Origin of the sequence: Amycolatopsis sp. w19, from assembly GCF_051373225.1 — a bacterium.
GTDB lineage: Bacteria > Actinomycetota > Actinomycetes > Mycobacteriales > Pseudonocardiaceae > Amycolatopsis > Amycolatopsis japonica.
Genome location: NZ_JBPQFM010000003.1, coordinates 34848 through 49798 on the forward strand (window position 1 = coordinate 34848; position 14951 = coordinate 49798).

Below are 14951 nucleotides of genomic sequence, written 5' to 3' on the forward strand. Positions count from 1 at the left end.
CTAGGACGCCGCGGGCTCGGCCTCGAAGTCCGTGGCGTCCACGGCGTGCACCGCGTCGAGAAGCTCGACGACCGTCGGATCGTCGACGGCTTCCTTGATGCATTGCCACAACTGGAGATTCGCCAACGCCCAGCGGGAGTAGTTCTCCGCTGCTTTGGGGTTGTAGAAGTAATAGCCACTGTCGTGGACGTCGCGTTGTTCGCCGACGATCTTGTGCGCCAGTTCGCGGAGGCTCAACCCGTTCTCCCGCAGATAGCGGTGGGCGAGGACGACGGGCGTCACCGGCAGCGCCTTGAACAGCGTGTCGGCGTCGCTCAACGCCTGGGCTTCCAGCGAGATGTGGCGGCCTCTGGTGGCCATTTCGGCTTCGTCGATGATCTCGTCGATCCATCGGCCCACGTTCTCCTCGACCCCGCATTCCCGCAGGATGTCCATCCGGAGGTCTCGTCCGGCCGCCGCGGGGGAGTTCCGGAGCACGATGTAGTTCACATCGTGCACCAGCGCCGCCACTTCGACGACGGTGCGATCCGCGCCGTTGTGGTCGGCGAACCCCGCGGCCTTGGCCCGGACGAAACTCACGTGGTGCCAGCCGTGGAACTGCAGTTTGTCCGCATAACGCCAGCACAGTCTCCGGACGTGCTGTTCGACGGCGTCAATGGTGTGGGAAGGAATCGTGCTCTTTCGCGCGCGCATACACCTCTCCGATCCCGTTCAGGAGACGGGTGGAGTAATGGTATGCGCCTTCGACGGCGGTGTGTAGTTAGATGCGGCCGGCGAGATCCCCCAATCGGACCTCAACCGGAACGTGACGATGCCCTGTCCCGGTCTTCGGGTCAAAGGAAAGACTGAACTCGCTCACGGGGCGTGATTTCACCAAAAACGTCATAGTCCCTTCGGTGGCCTCGGGAATCCGATGGAACTCGTCCGCGTACATGACGCCTACCGACCCGGTCTGACACAGCGTGCTACGTCGTAACCGAACCGATGTGATCAATCCGGAAAGCTGGTCGCGCAGGGTCGAATAACGTTCGTGGACGTAGTTGCCACGGAGGATCGTGGTGCAGAAGTGGTATCTGTGATTGTGCACGGAATCGGCGTACCCCTCACGCCAGTCCTCCGGCGCCTTGTACTCGTGCAGCCAGACCGAAAAAGGATCTGTCGGACAATCGAGCAGGCACCAGGCGAAATGGGTGGTGGTCTCCCGGGACCGCTCGAGTACCGCGCTCGCCTCGTCCGGGCTCAGCGAATCCAAATGCCGTCGGAGATCGTCGCGCAACTCTGGTCTCGACGTCCAGTCGCGGAAGATCCCGTCGACGATCCGCCAGTGCTGCGCCAGCGGCAGGTCCGTGGTCCGGAGCAGCGCGGAGAGCTGGGTGAGGGGGGACAAGCGAGTGAGCAACTTCAGCTCCTCAAATCTAGTGCTCTGCGACGCCGAGAGGTCAGGGGTTCAACTCGGCGAGTGTGGTGAACTCCTTCCGGAAGGAATGGAATTTCCCTTCCAGTTCGAGGAAGTTCTCTTCGGTCAGGGGAGAGCCGGTGATCTTTTCGTACAGGGCGAGGAAATCCGCCCGCGTCGTCGTGGTGGAGATGCGGAAGTGCCGCCCCGACCGCGACTGGGACACGCGCAGGAACTCGGAGCGTTCCTTGTTGTACAGGAAGGATCCTTCGCTGAACCGCAGCGTTCGCGGATACAACGTGGTCGCGCCGCGGATGTCGCTGTACAAGGTCACCCAAACGCTCTCGTCGAACACTTCGAGCCGGTCCAAGGGTGGGTCGGCGACGACGGTGATGTCCACCAGCGAGCACCGGCTGCGGGCCAGGAACAGCCCGACCAGGCCGATGCTGATCTCGTCGTTGAGCCGCGACCGGATCGTCTCGTAGTCCATGCCCGCTTCTTCGCTGCGCAGGAGATAACGCGCCCTGCCACCGATCGCGCCCTCGTCGCGAGGATCGGCGATGACCACGCGGAGTTCCCTTTCGGTGCGGGACAACAGCAATCGGGCCGCGGCGTGCCTGCCGGAGAACCCGCGGAAGAAGTAGTGCCTGGCCACGTCGAGGTCTTCGGTCATGACCCGGTTGAACAACGGATCCGGATCGGTGGTCGCTTCGAAGACGTGGGTGGGGAAGAATTCCTTGTTGAGCGAACGGTATTCGGCGCTGAGCGCTTCCAGCGCTCGTCGGCTTTCCTCGATCACCGGGGTCACCATCGCGCGTTGTGACGCGGTGGCGGTGATCAGGGTCTGGCCGAAGCCGACCACCGCGGAGATCAGGGTGCCGGTGCCCAGTGAGGTGAGCAGTGTCTTGCCGGCGCCGGGATCCATCATGCTGGAGATCCACAGGCTGAGGCCCGCGACGACGACCAGTACGGTGAGCAGAAGACTCGTCCTGGTCCAGAAGATCTCTTGCAACGGGGTACGGCGGAGCCGGTCGGCTTCCGCGGGCACGAGGGTCACCTCCTTGATCAGCACCCGAACGGACGAACGCAGTGCGTATCTGTTCGAGTGCGGGGAGTTACTCTACGCGCATCGTGACAATGTCGAAATAAGAAAATCGGGGGAAAGGGACCAACAACGAATGTGACGCTCGGCGATGCCGGTTTCGCATCGGAGGTTTCGCCGGATCGCGGAAAAACCACTCACGGAGCGTGCGGAAGGATTCCTTCGTACCACGCCGGGCCGGGCTTCGCGGACGACAAGGTTTCGACGACGGCCGAAGACGGTGCGGTGTACACGGTGGGGAAGTCGATCTCGCCCTTCGACGGGTCCAGCGTCCAGGCGAGCCGTTCGTCTTCCGGCTGACTCGCTCGTATGAAAGGAAAGTGCGCGTCCGCGCCGTTTTTGTTGCCCCTCGGGTCCAGTCGGATCCACCGGTCCGGACCACTGAGGTACACGGCGTTGAGCCCGTGCAGGACGCCGATCCGCTGATAACAGAACCCGGCCGGGATGCCTTGGCTGCGAAGCAAAGCGGCCAGCAGATGGGCCTTCGCGTAGCAGAGCCCGACCCGCTCGCGCAGAACCTCGGAGGCCATAAGAGTGACGCGGGAATCGGCGGCGTCCACCGTATGGTCGATCTCGTCGCGCACGAAGTGAAACATCGAACGAATCACGTCGACTTCGGTGCCGCCGGTCGGTGACAGGCTGTCAGCCGTTTCGCGGATCAGTGGATGATCGTGATCGATGATCGCGTCGGCGGCGAGATAATCTTCGAGCCGTTCGGATTCGATCTTCAGCGTGATTTTCACGCGGCACCGCCCAGTACTGTATCGACGACTTCTTCGAGGAATTTCGGACCGGTTTCGCCGCCGCGCAGCAGTAACCGGAACCAGATCGCCCCCGCCAGCAGATCCATGATCAGCACCGGATCGACGCCGGCGCGCAGTTCGCCTCTCGCGGTGGCGCGTTCGAAGATCGGCTCCTCGCGCGCCATGCGGTCGGCGAAGAAACTCCTTGCCACGTCACCGAGTTCCGGGCGTCGGGGGCCCGCTGTCAAGGCCGCCGTGACGACCGGCGCGGTGCGCTCCGAAGTCAGCAAACGATGGATTTGCGTTGCCACGGCGACAAGATCGCCGCGCAGGCTGCCGGTGTCCGGGACGTCGACGGCGAACAGGCCCGAATCGCGCAACGCGGCGGCCAAGAGCGCGTCCTTCGACGGCCACCAGCGGTACAGCGTCGTCTTGTTGACACCGGACCGGGCGGCGACGGCCTCGATGGCGAGCTTGTCGTAGCCGTGCTCCGCCAGGAGTTCGAGGGTCGCGGCGAAGATCGCCTCCGCCTTGCGAGGGCCGTTCCGAGTGCTCACCGCCCGAGAATACAACGCACCGTTGCGTTGCGCGACGATCGGGCGTACTTTGCAACGCAACGGTGCGTTGCACTAAGGAGGCAGTCCATGGTTCCCGTCGTCTTCGTCCACGGCATCCGGCTCAGCGGTGCCGCCTGGACCGAGCAACTCCACCTGCTCGGACATCCCGCGAAAGCGGTCGATCTCCCGGGCCACGGCACCCGGGGAGGTGAGCGGTTCACCTTGGCCGCGGCGGCGGACGCGGTCGCCGAAGCGATCGACGAGCCCGCGCTGGTCGTCGGACACTCGCTCGGTGGCTACGTCGCGATCGCAGCGGCGGCGAAGTATCCGGAGCGCGTGGCGGGGCTCGTCGTCGCGGGCTCGACGTTCCTGCCCGGCAAGGCACTGGAGACTCCGTTCCGCTTGGCGCATCGCTTGCTGATGCGGCTGCCGGACCAGGGCGAACGGCTGAGCCGATGGCAGTTCCGAAGCGCCCTGCCGCCGAAACTCGCCGAAGCGGTGATCGGCGGCGGCATCGCGACCGAAGTCATCCCGGACGTCGCAGAGGCCTTCGCGGGCTTCGACGTGCTCGCGGACCTAGCGGCCTATCCGGGGCCCACCTGGCTCGTCAACGGCTCACGCGACCACTTCAGGCGCCATGAACGCCGCTTTCTCGACGCCTGCGCCGACGGCAGGCTGATCAACGTCCCGAAGGCGGGGCACTACCTGCCGATGGTGCGGGGCAAGGAGTTCGCCCGGCTGGTGCTCGACGCGGCCCGATCTCCGGCACCCGGTAAATCGGAGGCGGCCGGTGTCGCCTCCGGCTAAGGTGATCACCATGTGTTCCGTCATCCACAATTGGCAGGCCCTTCGCATCCGGTCGACGCGCTGACCTGGTGCCGCCCTTCGGCGGTGTCGAGGTCCACGTCCACCGTTCGCCAAGGATGACAAGGATCTTTCACCATGCGCGCACTTTCGCGCCCCGTTTTCGTCTTCGTTCACGGCGGTTCCAGTAACGCCAGGGCCTGGGGTCCGTTGCAGAACGAGCTGGCACTGCTCGGATACCGTTCGCACGCCGTCGACCTGCCCGGCCACGGCGACCTGGCGGACAGCCCCGCCGCCTACTACCGCCAACCCCAGGACCTCGCCGCGTTGGCGGCCGCTCCCTCCCCGATGCGCGGGGTCACGTTGCAGGACAACGTGCGGCACGTGGTGGACACGCTGCGGCGCCTCGACGGCCGGGGGCCGGTCGTCCTGGTCGGCAACAGCCTCGGCGGTCTGACGATCAGCGCCGTCGCCAACGCCGTGCCGGAGCTGCTCGACCGTGTCGTCTACCTGTCCGCGCTCTGTCTCAGCGATCCGGCCATGCTCACCGAACCGTGGGACGTGGTCGACGACAACCTGCTGGACGCGGTGTCGGCGCGGATCACCGTCCCGGGGATGAGCGAACCCGGTGTGGCCCGGCTGAACTGGCGCTCCGCCCACGGTGACCCGGCGCTGTTCGCGGAGTTGAAAGCCGCCATCATGGCCGACTCCACCGACCACCAGTTCCGGCTTTTGCTGGACTCCCTGGATCCGGACGAGAACTACACGGTGCTCGAGCCGGGCGCGGTGGTCCAGGCGGACGGGTGGGGACGTGTCCCGCACACCTACGTCCGCCTCGCCGAGGACCACGGCATCACGCCGGCCGTTCAGGACTACATGATCCGTAAAGCCGACGAGCTCACTCCGCACAACCCGTTCGAGGTGCACACCCTGGCCTCGTCGCACGTCGGCTACTTCAGCCGGCCGCGGGTCTTCGCCGAAATGCTGATCGACCTCCTGTGAAACGACGCCGAGAGTGCCCCGCGGGGCACTCTCGGCGTGCTCAGGCCCGCAGCCTGTCGATCTCCGCGGTCAGTTCGGAGCGCAGCGAGTCGTGCTGGGGCCCGAGCGACGCGGCCCAGTTCTCCACCGGGTGAAGCCAGACCGGCCGTCCGACCACGTCGGCCGGTTCCCAGTCGTACCGCGGCCAGACATGCGCGTGCAGGAACGGATCCGTGTTGCCGAGGATCTCCAGATTCACCCGGCGGAAGCCCGGATCCCTTCGCGCGCAGACGTTTTCGACCGCCTCGCCGAGCAAGTCCATGTCCGCCAGGAACTCCAGCCGTCGCGGCCGCGGTAGACCGGTCAGCCTGCCGACGGCAGGGGAATCGGTCAGCAGGACGCAGTAGCCCGGAAGGAACTGCGTATCGCCGATCACCGCGAAGCCCGCGTCCAGACGCCGCAGCACGGTCGGGTTCTCCCCGCGCAGCGCCGAACCGATGCGATCCCGCTTCCAGCCGTCGGTCATGGGGCCAAGCTAGCCGACCGGGAACATCGAACCACCCTTGCCGGTGAACTGGGTGGTCAGCCGGACCGGCTCCTGATGCGGAGCCAGGACGATCGACGCGAACGGGGTCGCGGCGGCCTCTGATCCGTAATTGGTATGCAGATGCGCGCTGACATGGACATTCCGGTCGGCGGGGATCTCGAACATGACCGCGCCCCAGGAGACCACGTACTGCCTGCCGTCGATGCTCACGAGGGGCGCGTACGGCACCATGGTCGACGGGAACGGGCGTACTTCGACGGTGAGCAGACGGCGAGGACCGTCGTGGTTGTCCACGTACGGGATCACGCCGGGCTGGGCTGCCAAGTTGGTCATTTCGGCTCCCTCAGAACTGGTAGTAGAGGAACGGGCTGAACGTCCCGGTCGCGATCAGGATGGCCGCGTACACCAGGCCGACGGTCATCACGCCGATCCGCAGCGCCGTGGCCGGGCGGCTCCGCGACGATTCCAGCAGCGGCCCGGTCACCGGATGCGCGGGCAGGAACACGATCGCCAGCGCGCACAGCAGGATGAGCAGCCGCTGGTTGGTCACGGCGCTCTCGACGACGTCGGTGAGCCCGGTGAAGTCCGGCAGCACCATGTGCCCGATCATGCCGAGCGCGTGCGGCAGGTCCTTCGCGCGGAAGAACACCCAGCCGAAGACGACGAGCACGAGCGTCAGCGCTCGGCGGCCGATGCGGGCGGCCTGGGTCTTCGGGGTGACGTCGTAGCCGAAAGCGCGTTCCACGATCAGCAGCGCGCCGTGGTAGATGCCCCAGATCAGGAACGTCCACTGCGCGCCGTGCCAGAACCCGGTCAGCACGAACACGATGCACAGGTTCCGGTAGGTGTGCCCGGCGCCGGTGCGGTTGCCGCCCAGCGGGATGTAGACGTAGTCGCGGAACCAGCGGGACAGCGACATGTGCCAGCGTCGCCAGAATTCGGTGATGGTCACCGACGAGTACGGTCTCGCGAAGTTCTCCGGCAGCCGGAAGCCGAGCATGCGGCCGAGCCCGATCGCCATGTCGGAGTACCCGGAGAAGTCGAAGAACAGCTGCAGCGTGTACCCGATCGCGCCGAGCCAGGCGATCGCGAAGGTCATCTGGTCCGGTGGCGTGTTGAAGCAGGCGTCCACCATCGGGCTGAGCGAGTCCGCGATGATCGTCTTCTTGCACAGCCCCAGCGCGAACCGCGGGAAACCGGCGGCGATGTCGTCGAGGCGGTGCGACCGCTGCTGCGGCAGCTGGTCGGCGATCTCGCGGTACCGCACGATCGGCCCGGCCACCAGCTGCGGGAACATCGCGATGTACGCGGCGAACGACACCGGGTCGCGCAGCGCGCGGCGTTCACCGCGGTAGATGTCCACCACGTACGAGATGTGGTGGAACGTGTAGAACGAGATGCCGATCGGGATGACCAGGTCGGCCACCGGGAAGCCGCCGCCGAACCAATGCGTCACGGCCGCGATCTGCTGGGTCGCGAACCCCGCGTACTTCCAGATCAGCAGCATGCCGACGTTGAGGCCGATGACGCCGAGCAGCAGCCGTTTACGCCGTTTGTTCTGCAGGTCCCACGCGTTCGGCTCCAGCGCGGGCCCGGCGAAGAAGTTGACCACCATGCAGCCGAGCAGCACGAGCGTGTACGGCCCGGCGCCGGTGGCGTAGAAGATCAGGCTGCCGACCGCGACGATGCCGTTCCGCCAGCCGCGCGGGCACACCAGCACGGCGAGCAGGACCGCCGGCATGAAGTACCACAGGAACAGCGGTGAAATGAACGACATCGGTGCGGGGTCCCCCAGGGCGGTTACGCGTTATCCGCTGGTGACCTTAGCCTGCGCGCCCCGCACCGTGTGCCGAAGTGCGGGGTCAGACACGTCCCGCGAGCCGTCGGCGGCGCGCCACCTCGGCCAGCAGCACCCCGGCCGCGACCGACGCGTTGAGCGACTCGACACCGGCCGCCATCGGGATCGAGACGGTCGCGTCACAGGTCTCGCGCACGAGCCGGGACAGGCCGCGGCCCTCGGAGCCGAGCACGATGACCAGCGGATCCGCCGCGAGGTCCAGTTCGTCGATGTCGACCGAGCCGTCCGCGTCGAGGCCGACGACCATCAGGCCTTCGTCCTTCCACGCCTTCAGCTGACGGGTCAGGTTGGTCGCGACGGCGATCGGCAGCTTGGCCGCGGTACCGGCCGAGGTCCGCCATGCGACCGCGGTCATCCCCGCGCTGCGCCGCTCCGGCAGGAGGACACCCTGCGCGCCGAACGCGGCGGCCGAGCGGATCACCGCGCCGAGGTTGCGCGGGTCGGTGACGCCGTCGAGCGCGACGAACAGCGGGGTCTGCCCGGAGTCCTTCGCGACGGCCATCAGGTCGCGCGGGTCGGCGTAGACGAACGGCGGGACCTGCAGGCCGAGGCCCTGGTGCATGGCCCGGTTGGTCTTGCGGTCCAGTTCCTCGCGCGGGATCTCCAGGATCGAGATGCCCTTGTCGCCGGCGAGCCGGACGGCCTCGTTGACGCGGTCGTCGATCTCGATGTTGATCGCCACGTACAGCGCGGTCGCGGGCACGTCGGCACGCAGCGCCTCGACCACCGGGTTGCGGCCGGCGATCAGTTCCGGCTTGTCGGCCTTCTTCTGCCGCGCCTGGTCCTTGCGGTCACGCGCGTTGGCCATCCGGTACGCCTTGTGGCCGGGCCGGTCCTCGGCCTTGGGGGTCGGGCCCTTGCCTTCGAGGCCCTTCCGGCGCTGGCCGCCGGAGCCGACGACCTGACCCTTCTTAGTGCCGGGCTTGCGAATAGCGCCCTGGCGCCGGGAGTTGCCTGCCATCAGTGAGAATCCTTGAGCTAGAAAACGCGAGTAAGGGTCAGACGTCCTTGACGGTCCACTGTGGACCGTTCGGCGTGTCCTCCACCACGATGCCCGCCTGCTGGAGACGGTCACGCGCGGCGTCCGCACGGGCGAAGTCCTTGTCGGCGCGGGCCTGCTGCCGTTCGGTCAGCAGCCCTTCCACGAGATCGGACAGTGCCTGCCGGGTGGGCGTCTCATTGCCGCCCGCCTCGGACCAGCGCGCGGAGAGCGGGTCGAGGCCGAGCACGTCGGTCATCGCGCGCACGGAGGCGGCGATTTCGAGTGCCTTGGAATTGTCGGCCGCGTCGAGGGCCGCGTTACCGTCCCGGACCGTGTTGTGCAGCACGGCGAACGCCTGCGGGGTAGCCAGGTCGTCGTCGAGGGCGGCGGCGAACCCGGCCTGGATCTCGCCGAGAGGCACGGCGCCGGCACTGCTCGCGGTCCGGCGGAGGAACTGCTCGATCCGGCGGTAGCCCTGCGCCGCCTCGGTGAGCGCTCCGTCCGAGTATTCGATCGTCGACCGGTAGTGCGGCTGGACCAGGTAATACCGCAGCTCGGGCGCCCGGTAGTTCTTGAGCATCTCCGGGATCGAGACCGTGTTGCCCAGCGACTTCGACATCTTCTCGCCGGACATGGTCACCCAGGCGTTGTGCAGCCAGAACCGCGCGAACGGATCACCCGCCGCGTTCGACTGGGCGCGCTCGTTCTCGTGGTGCGGGAACACCAGGTCGACGCCGCCGCCGTGGATGTCGAACTCGGCGCCGAGATACGCGGTCGCCATCGCCGAGCATTCGAGGTGCCAGCCGGGACGGCCGGAACCCCACGGCGTCGGCCACGACGGCTCGCCCGGCTTCGCGCTCTTCCACAGCGTGAAGTCGCGCGGGTCGCGCTTGCCCTCGCCGAGGCTCTCGCCCTGCTGGACCTCGTCGAGCTTCTGGCCGGAGAGCTCGCCGTAGCCGTCGAACGCCTTGACCGAGAAGTACACGTCGCCGCCCGAAGCGTAGGCGTGCCCGCCGTCGATCAGCCGCTGCATCAGCTCGACCATCTGCGTGACGTGCCCGGTCGCCCGAGGGGCGATCGAAGGGGGCAAGCAGCCCAGCGCCTCGTACGCCGACTCGAAGGCGCGCTCGTGCGTGGCCGCCCATTCCCACCAGGGACGATCCGCCGCGGCGGCCTTGGTGAGGATCTTGTCGTCGATGTCGGTGACGTTGCGGACCATCAGCACGTCGAGTCCACTGTGGACGAGCCAGCGACGCAGGACGTCGTAGTTCAGCGCGCCGCGGACGTGGCCGATATGCGGGATGCCCTGCACGGTGGCACCACACACGTACATGGACGCCGTTCCGCTACGGGCGGGATGGAACTCCCGCACGCTCCGGGTCGCCGTGTCATAGAGGTGTAGTGCCACCCTAAAAGGGTACGGGGTCGGCGTGAGCGGTGTCGCAGTGACCGTATTACAGCACGTTATGGGTGCGCAGGGCGCTGAGCAGGGCGTCCGGCCGCTCGGTCGTCGGCAGCGGCTCTACCAGCGCGAACGCGCAGCCGATGTCGCGCGCGGCGCCGTCCGCTTCCTCGCTGTCGCCGACCATGAGCGTTTCCGCCGGGTCGACGCCGAGCCGCTCGACGGCCGCGCGGAAGATCTCCGGCTCCGGTTTCACCGCTCCGACCTCGAACGACAGGATGAACTCGTCGACGTAGGCGTCCCAGCCCCGGCGGCCGAACGCGGGCCGGATGTCGAAGGCGATGTTGCTCAGCACCCCGAGCTTCACACCCTTGCCCGAGACGCCCTTGAGGACGGCCTCGGTGTCCGGGTACGGCGTCCACTGGGTGGGATCGATCAGCCGGGTGTAGAGCGCGAGGGCCTGGTCGGCGTGCGGCACCCCGGACTGCTTGAGGACCTCGAGGTACACCTTCCGGTGCAGCACCGGGTCGCGGTCGCGGTGGTTCCAGGCGTACAGGTGCTCTTCGTCGAGATCGACGACCTGGCCGACCGGCGCGGTCATCCGGCGCATCAATTCGGTCTGGGCTTCGAGGTCCAGGCCCTCGCCATCGTGGCCGGTGAGGTCGGCGAGCCAGGTCTCGTCCTGTTCGAGCCGGAAGACCGTGCCGGAGAAGTCGAACAACACAGCGCGAAAGGTCACGAGGTCCACATTAGCCACGATCGTGGGGTTCCTGCCGCCCCTCGCGTGTGAGATGAAAGGTCCTTTCCTTGCAAAATTTGCAAGGAAAGGACCTTTCATGGCGCGTGTCAGGCGGCGTTGCCGGTGATCTTGGTCGGCGTGATCCGGACCAGCACGCGGACGACCTCCGCCGGCTCGTCCGGGTAGTCCTTGCCGAGGTACTTGTGCGACAGCTCGTTGATCAGCTCGCGCCCGCCCTCGTCGGTCATCTCCACGGTCCCGCGGATCTCGACGTAGTCGTACGGGTTCTCCTGATCGAAGACCGAGACGGACACCCGCGGGTCCCTGGCCATGTTCCGCTCCTTGAGACGGCCGCGGACGGTCGCGAAGATCACCGTGTCGCCGTCCCGCTTCGCCCACAGCACCGACGTCTGCGCGGAGCCGTCGGCGTTGATGGTCGCCAGCACCGGGAAGTTGTTGCCGTCGAGGAGTTTCTTGGTCGCGTCGTTGAAGGTCACACCCATGCCCGAGAGCCTAATCACCGGACGTTCCCGGCGATCCGTTCGACGCGCAGGCGGACGATCACCCGCTCGACCTCGTCGCCCTCCGGCGGCGGGTCCTGGCCGAGGTATTTGTGGCTGAGTGCCTTCGGCAACGTCTTCCCGGGGTCCGGGGTGATCGTGACCGTGCCGCGCAGCTGCGTGTGCCGGTACGGGTTCTCCGCGTCGGTGATCGACACGCTCGCGCGCGGATCGCGGCGCAGGTTTCGCACCTTCAGCCGGTCTTCGGTGGCGCTGAAGACCAGATCGCCGTCGTCGAGGCCCACCCAGACGACCGAGGTCTGCGGGCCGCCGTCGGCGTCCAGCGTGGCCACGGTCGCGAAGTTCTTGCCGTCCACCAGTTCGCGGACCGGTTCGGGAAGTGTGACTGCCATGACAGCCCGAACCGGCTTCCGGCCGCGGCTATTCCTGCGAGGGCAGCAGCAATGCCGTCGCGAACGCCGCGATGCCCTCGCCGCGTCCGGTCAGGCCGAGCCCGTCGGTCGTCGTCCCGGAGACGCTCACCGGCCCGCCGACGGCCTCGCTCAACACCTTCTGGGCTTCTTCGCGGCGCTTCCCGACGCGCGGCGCGTTGCCCACGATCTGGACGGTCGCGTTCCCGACGGTCCAGCCGCCCGCCTCGACCAGACGCCGCGCCTCCGCGAGGAATTCGACGCCGTGCTTGCCCGCCCAGCGCGGATCGCCGGTGCCGAACACCGCGCCGAGATCACCGAGCCCGGCCGCGGACAGCAGCGCGTCGCACAACGCGTGTGCGGCGACGTCGCCGTCGGAATGGCCCGCGCAACCGTCGACGCCGGGCCAGAGGAGCCCGGCGATCCAACATTCGCGGCCCGCCTCGACGGGGTGGACGTCGACGCCGTTCCCGATCCTCACAGCACTTCCTCTTTCCTCGCCGTTCGCGCGCCGCCAGATCGGATCTGGCGATCTTGGGTTGTCTTTGAGGGGTGCGCTCTTCGGCCCGCTCAGGTGCCGCGGCGCGCGCAGATCACAGCACTTCCTCTGCTTCCCCGGCCCGAGCGATCGCTTCGGCCAGCTTCAGTTCGAACGAATTGGTGACGCGCATCGCATCCGGGTGTCCGGCGATGGTGTGCGCGCCGTCGAGAGACGGCTCGCCGGCATACGAGAGAAAAGTCTCACGAGTGAAGCCGAGCGGGGTTTGCGCCGTGCGCAGATACGCCCGGTCTTCGGTCCCTGTAATCACTTTCGCCGCATCAGTCACCTTCACGGTGTCCGCCATCGGCAATACGGGAATCACGAAAGGAGATCCCGCACGGACCGCGTCCGCTACGGCACGGACCGTGTCCGGGGGAGTGAAGGCGCGCAGGGCGTCGTGCACGAGGAAAACCGGATTCCCGGTGATCTCTTTTTCGACGGTGTCGAAAGCATGCTTGAGCGACGAGCCGGGTACTATCCGGCAACGCTCCTCGAAGCCGCTCAAAGCGGCCGAAAACAAATCAGCACACCGCTCGGGGGCCGCTACGACCACCAGATCGAGATCCGGCAGAGCGAGCAGCCCCCGCACAGTGTGCGTGAGTAGCGCTTCACCATTGACCGGCGCGAGAGCGAGCTCCGCGTCGGAGGCATGGTGTCGAACGACAGTGACGAACACGATTGTGCTCATATGGACGGTGCTCATATGTGCGCGATCGTAGAGGTATCCCTCGCAGCCTCACCTGGCGTGGGACACCCGCCGGTTCAGACTGCCGCGGTTTCCAGAACTTCGTCGAGGAGGACTTCAGCCTTGTCCTCGTCGGTGCCCTCCGCGAGCGCCAGCTCGCTGACCAGAATTTGCCGCGCCTTCGCCAGCATGCGCTTCTCGCCGGCTGAAAGTCCGCGGTCCTTCTCTCGCCGCCAGAGGTCGCGCACCACTTCGGCCACCTTGTTCACATCGCCGGAGGCGAGCTTCTCGAGGTTGGCCTTGTACCGACGAGACCAGTTGGTGGGCTCCTCGGTGTGCGGAGCACGCAGAACGTCGAAAACCTTGTCCAGTCCTTCTTGCCCGACGACATCACGAACGCCGACGATCTCGGCGTTGTCTGCGGGCACGCGAACCGTAAGATCCCCTTGCGCGACTTTGAGGACGAGGTACTTCTTCTCCTCGCCCTTGATCACGCGGGTCTCGATGGCTTCGATGAGTGCGGCACCGTGGTGCGGGTAGACGACGGTCTCTCCGACCTTGAAAACCATGTGTCCTCTGCCCCTTTCGCTGAATTCATCTTAGCACGTGCCGACGAGGCCCACCTAGTGGCCCGCGATCGTCGTCGCAGGTCAGCGGCCTGACGGTGGTCCGCCCGGGGGTTGACAAACCCAATTCGCCCATGCTCACGCTGGTGAGAAGCGAACGATTTCCAAATCCTTTGTGGACGGTTGATCTTGGGCGCGTCACCGCATTGGTGGGGTGCCAACACGCACCGGGTTCTTGGCCCGCGAAGGCGCCCGGCTAGTCTTCGCGGTGAAGAGGCCGTGAGATGGAAGGACTCCGACGTGAGGCTGCAGAATCGTCGCGTGTTCGGCGCAGGTGTGCTGGCGCTCGGCGCCGCGCTCGTGCTCGCCGGCTGCGGTGCTGGTCAGATCACCCAGACCGACTCGCAGCAGCCCGCGGTCAACGGGACGTACGCGCAGGCGAAGGAGCTGGTGCTGCGGAACGCCGCGCTCCAGTTCCCGACCGAGGGGCAGGCGTACCCGGCCGGTGCCGCCGCGCCGCTGACGCTGACCATCGTGAACCAGGGCAAGCTGGACGACGAGCTCGTCTCGGTCTCCTCCGAAGCCGCCACCGGTGACGCCAAGATCACCGGCGCCAAGATCATCGTGGCTGGCCACGCGCTCGTGATCGGCCCGTCCGACGCGGTCGAGTCGACCAAGGAGGTGGCGCCGACGAGCGCCCCGGCGTCCTCCGCGCCGGCTTCGTCCTCGGGTGCGCCGTCGTCCTCGTCGGGAGCGCCCTCGTCTTCCGGCGCCCCGTCGTCGAGTGTCGCCGGGACGGTCACGCCGTCCGCGGGCCCGGAGACGACCAACGCGCCGGACCAGGTGGGCAAGGCCACGATCGTCCTGCAGGGGCTGAAGCAGCCGGTGTGGGCGGGCCAGACCATCAAGGTCACCTTCGTCTTCAAGAACTCCGGTTCGATCACCGTCGACCTGCCGGTCGCGGCGCCGTCGCACCCGGGCAGCCGGGCGCCCGCGCCGGAGAAGCCCAAGGCCGAAGGCGGCGGGCACTAGCTCCCTCGTAAGTACATGAAGGCCCCCTTCCTTGCGCCTAGGTACAGGAAGGGGGCCTTCATGTACTTGTCGCTCCCCGGGATTG

Annotated in this window: 19 protein-coding genes; 3 read left to right on the forward strand and 16 right to left on the reverse strand. The window is 67.0% G+C overall.

From position 1 onward, the window contains the following. The 5 genes from ACSMFO_RS07725 to ACSMFO_RS07745 all read right to left on the reverse strand — a co-directional run bounded on the left by ACSMFO_RS07725 (position 1) and on the right by ACSMFO_RS07745 (position 3798). Positions 1-693: an HD domain-containing protein gene (locus ACSMFO_RS07725; RefSeq protein WP_436457694.1), complete on the reverse strand. Its 693-nt coding sequence runs from the start codon at positions 691-693 to the stop codon at positions 1-3. 67 nt (positions 694-760) lie between these two features. After that, the gene (locus tag ACSMFO_RS07730) at positions 761-1399 is read right to left on the reverse strand and encodes a hypothetical protein (protein ID WP_016337711.1); all 639 of its coding nucleotides are present in this window, start codon (positions 1397-1399) and stop codon (positions 761-763) included. A 40-nt stretch (positions 1400-1439) separates the two neighbouring features. Then, a complete protein-coding gene (locus ACSMFO_RS07735) occupies positions 1440-2486 on the reverse strand; it encodes a hypothetical protein (protein ID WP_241832803.1) in 1047 nt (348 codons plus the stop codon). A gap of 149 nt (positions 2487-2635) precedes the next feature. Beyond that, positions 2636-3241 carry a transglutaminase-like domain-containing protein gene (locus ACSMFO_RS07740; protein ID WP_436457696.1) on the reverse strand — a complete coding sequence of 202 codons (606 nt, stop codon included), beginning with the start codon at positions 3239-3241 and terminating at the stop codon, positions 2636-2638. Then, positions 3238-3798, reverse strand: a complete 561-nt coding sequence (locus tag ACSMFO_RS07745) for a TetR/AcrR family transcriptional regulator (protein WP_436457698.1) — start codon at positions 3796-3798, stop codon at positions 3238-3240. The genes ACSMFO_RS07740 and ACSMFO_RS07745 overlap by 4 nt, the downstream gene beginning before the upstream one ends. Before the next feature lie 87 nt (positions 3799-3885). Between ACSMFO_RS07745 and ACSMFO_RS07750 the strand changes: the two genes are divergently transcribed. Together ACSMFO_RS07750 and ACSMFO_RS07755 are read left to right on the forward strand one after the other, a co-directional pair. Continuing rightward, positions 3886-4605, forward strand: a complete 720-nt coding sequence (locus tag ACSMFO_RS07750) for an alpha/beta fold hydrolase (protein ID WP_038520739.1) — start codon at positions 3886-3888, stop codon at positions 4603-4605. A gap of 135 nt (positions 4606-4740) precedes the next feature. Continuing rightward, positions 4741-5604, forward strand: a complete 864-nt coding sequence (locus ACSMFO_RS07755; protein WP_436457700.1) for an alpha/beta hydrolase — start codon at positions 4741-4743, stop codon at positions 5602-5604. Positions 5605-5644: 40 nt separating this feature from the next. On the opposite strand, the gene ACSMFO_RS07760 is transcribed toward ACSMFO_RS07755, so the two are convergent. The 11 genes from ACSMFO_RS07760 to ACSMFO_RS07810 all read right to left on the reverse strand — a co-directional run bounded on the left by ACSMFO_RS07760 (position 5645) and on the right by ACSMFO_RS07810 (position 13837). Further along, the gene (locus ACSMFO_RS07760) at positions 5645-6109 is read right to left on the reverse strand and encodes a hypothetical protein (RefSeq protein WP_436457702.1); all 465 of its coding nucleotides are present in this window, start codon (positions 6107-6109) and stop codon (positions 5645-5647) included. Between the two features lie 9 nt (positions 6110-6118). Then, complete coding sequence (locus ACSMFO_RS07765) at positions 6119-6463, reverse strand: hypothetical protein (RefSeq protein WP_436457704.1); 345 nt, start codon at positions 6461-6463, stop codon at positions 6119-6121. Between the two features lie 10 nt (positions 6464-6473). Then, positions 6474-7907 carry an MBOAT family O-acyltransferase gene (locus tag ACSMFO_RS07770; RefSeq protein WP_360083897.1) on the reverse strand — a complete coding sequence of 478 codons (1434 nt, stop codon included), beginning with the start codon at positions 7905-7907 and terminating at the stop codon, positions 6474-6476. A gap of 85 nt (positions 7908-7992) precedes the next feature. Further along, complete coding sequence (gene rlmB, locus ACSMFO_RS07775; RefSeq protein ID WP_037335364.1) at positions 7993-8949, reverse strand: 23S rRNA (guanosine(2251)-2'-O)-methyltransferase RlmB; 957 nt, start codon at positions 8947-8949, stop codon at positions 7993-7995. Between the two features lie 37 nt (positions 8950-8986). Further along, positions 8987-10378 (reverse strand): cysteine--tRNA ligase, encoded by a 1392-nt coding sequence (gene cysS, locus ACSMFO_RS07780; RefSeq protein ID WP_072029698.1) that lies wholly within the window; start codon positions 10376-10378, stop codon positions 8987-8989. Positions 10379-10424: 46 nt separating this feature from the next. Then, positions 10425-11111 carry an HAD family hydrolase gene (locus ACSMFO_RS07785; protein ID WP_436457707.1) on the reverse strand — a complete coding sequence of 229 codons (687 nt, stop codon included), beginning with the start codon at positions 11109-11111 and terminating at the stop codon, positions 10425-10427. Between the two features lie 107 nt (positions 11112-11218). After that, positions 11219-11614 (reverse strand): PPOX class F420-dependent oxidoreductase, encoded by a 396-nt coding sequence (locus ACSMFO_RS07790; protein WP_037335370.1) that lies wholly within the window; start codon positions 11612-11614, stop codon positions 11219-11221. 14 nt (positions 11615-11628) lie between these two features. Next, a complete protein-coding gene (locus ACSMFO_RS07795) occupies positions 11629-12024 on the reverse strand; it encodes a PPOX class F420-dependent oxidoreductase (protein WP_038520725.1) in 396 nt (131 codons plus the stop codon). A gap of 28 nt (positions 12025-12052) precedes the next feature. Continuing rightward, entirely contained in the window at positions 12053-12523 is a 471-nt protein-coding gene (gene ispF, locus ACSMFO_RS07800) for a 2-C-methyl-D-erythritol 2,4-cyclodiphosphate synthase (RefSeq protein ID WP_034310203.1), read from the reverse strand. A 112-nt stretch (positions 12524-12635) separates the two neighbouring features. Beyond that, a complete protein-coding gene (locus ACSMFO_RS07805) occupies positions 12636-13286 on the reverse strand; it encodes an IspD/TarI family cytidylyltransferase (RefSeq protein WP_435832174.1) in 651 nt (216 codons plus the stop codon). A 59-nt stretch (positions 13287-13345) separates the two neighbouring features. Then, the gene (locus ACSMFO_RS07810) at positions 13346-13837 is read right to left on the reverse strand and encodes a CarD family transcriptional regulator (protein ID WP_005165253.1); all 492 of its coding nucleotides are present in this window, start codon (positions 13835-13837) and stop codon (positions 13346-13348) included. A 297-nt stretch (positions 13838-14134) separates the two neighbouring features. Here ACSMFO_RS07810 and ACSMFO_RS07815 point away from each other — a divergent pair, with 297 nt between their 5' ends. Continuing rightward, positions 14135-14866: a hypothetical protein gene (locus tag ACSMFO_RS07815; RefSeq protein WP_436457711.1), complete on the forward strand. Its 732-nt coding sequence runs from the start codon at positions 14135-14137 to the stop codon at positions 14864-14866. Positions 14867-14951 lie beyond the last annotated feature (85 nt).

Bases quoted from the DNA above. Each gene is read 5' to 3' on its own strand.
- ACSMFO_RS07725 (WP_436457694.1), bottom strand. From the start codon at position 693: ATGCGCGCGCGAAAGAGCACGATTCCTTCCCACACCATTGACGCCGTC.
- ACSMFO_RS07750 (WP_038520739.1), top strand. From the start codon at position 3,886: ATGGTTCCCGTCGTCTTCGTCCACGGCATCCGGCTCAGCGGTGCCGCC.
- ACSMFO_RS07755 (WP_436457700.1), top strand. From the start codon at position 4,741: ATGCGCGCACTTTCGCGCCCCGTTTTCGTCTTCGTTCACGGCGGTTCC.
- ACSMFO_RS07760 (WP_436457702.1), bottom strand. From the start codon at position 6,109: ATGACCGACGGCTGGAAGCGGGATCGCATCGGTTCGGCGCTGCGCGGG.
- ACSMFO_RS07765 (WP_436457704.1), bottom strand. From the start codon at position 6,463: ATGACCAACTTGGCAGCCCAGCCCGGCGTGATCCCGTACGTGGACAAC.
- ACSMFO_RS07770 (WP_360083897.1), bottom strand. From the start codon at position 7,907: ATGTCGTTCATTTCACCGCTGTTCCTGTGGTACTTCATGCCGGCGGTC.
- rlmB (WP_037335364.1), bottom strand. From the start codon at position 8,949: ATGGCAGGCAACTCCCGGCGCCAGGGCGCTATTCGCAAGCCCGGCACT.
- ACSMFO_RS07790 (WP_037335370.1), bottom strand. From the start codon at position 11,614: ATGGGTGTGACCTTCAACGACGCGACCAAGAAACTCCTCGACGGCAAC.
- ACSMFO_RS07795 (WP_038520725.1), bottom strand. From the start codon at position 12,024: ATGGCAGTCACACTTCCCGAACCGGTCCGCGAACTGGTGGACGGCAAG.
- ACSMFO_RS07805 (WP_435832174.1), bottom strand. From the start codon at position 13,286: ATGAGCACCGTCCATATGAGCACAATCGTGTTCGTCACTGTCGTTCGA.
- ACSMFO_RS07810 (WP_005165253.1), bottom strand. From the start codon at position 13,837: ATGGTTTTCAAGGTCGGAGAGACCGTCGTCTACCCGCACCACGGTGCC.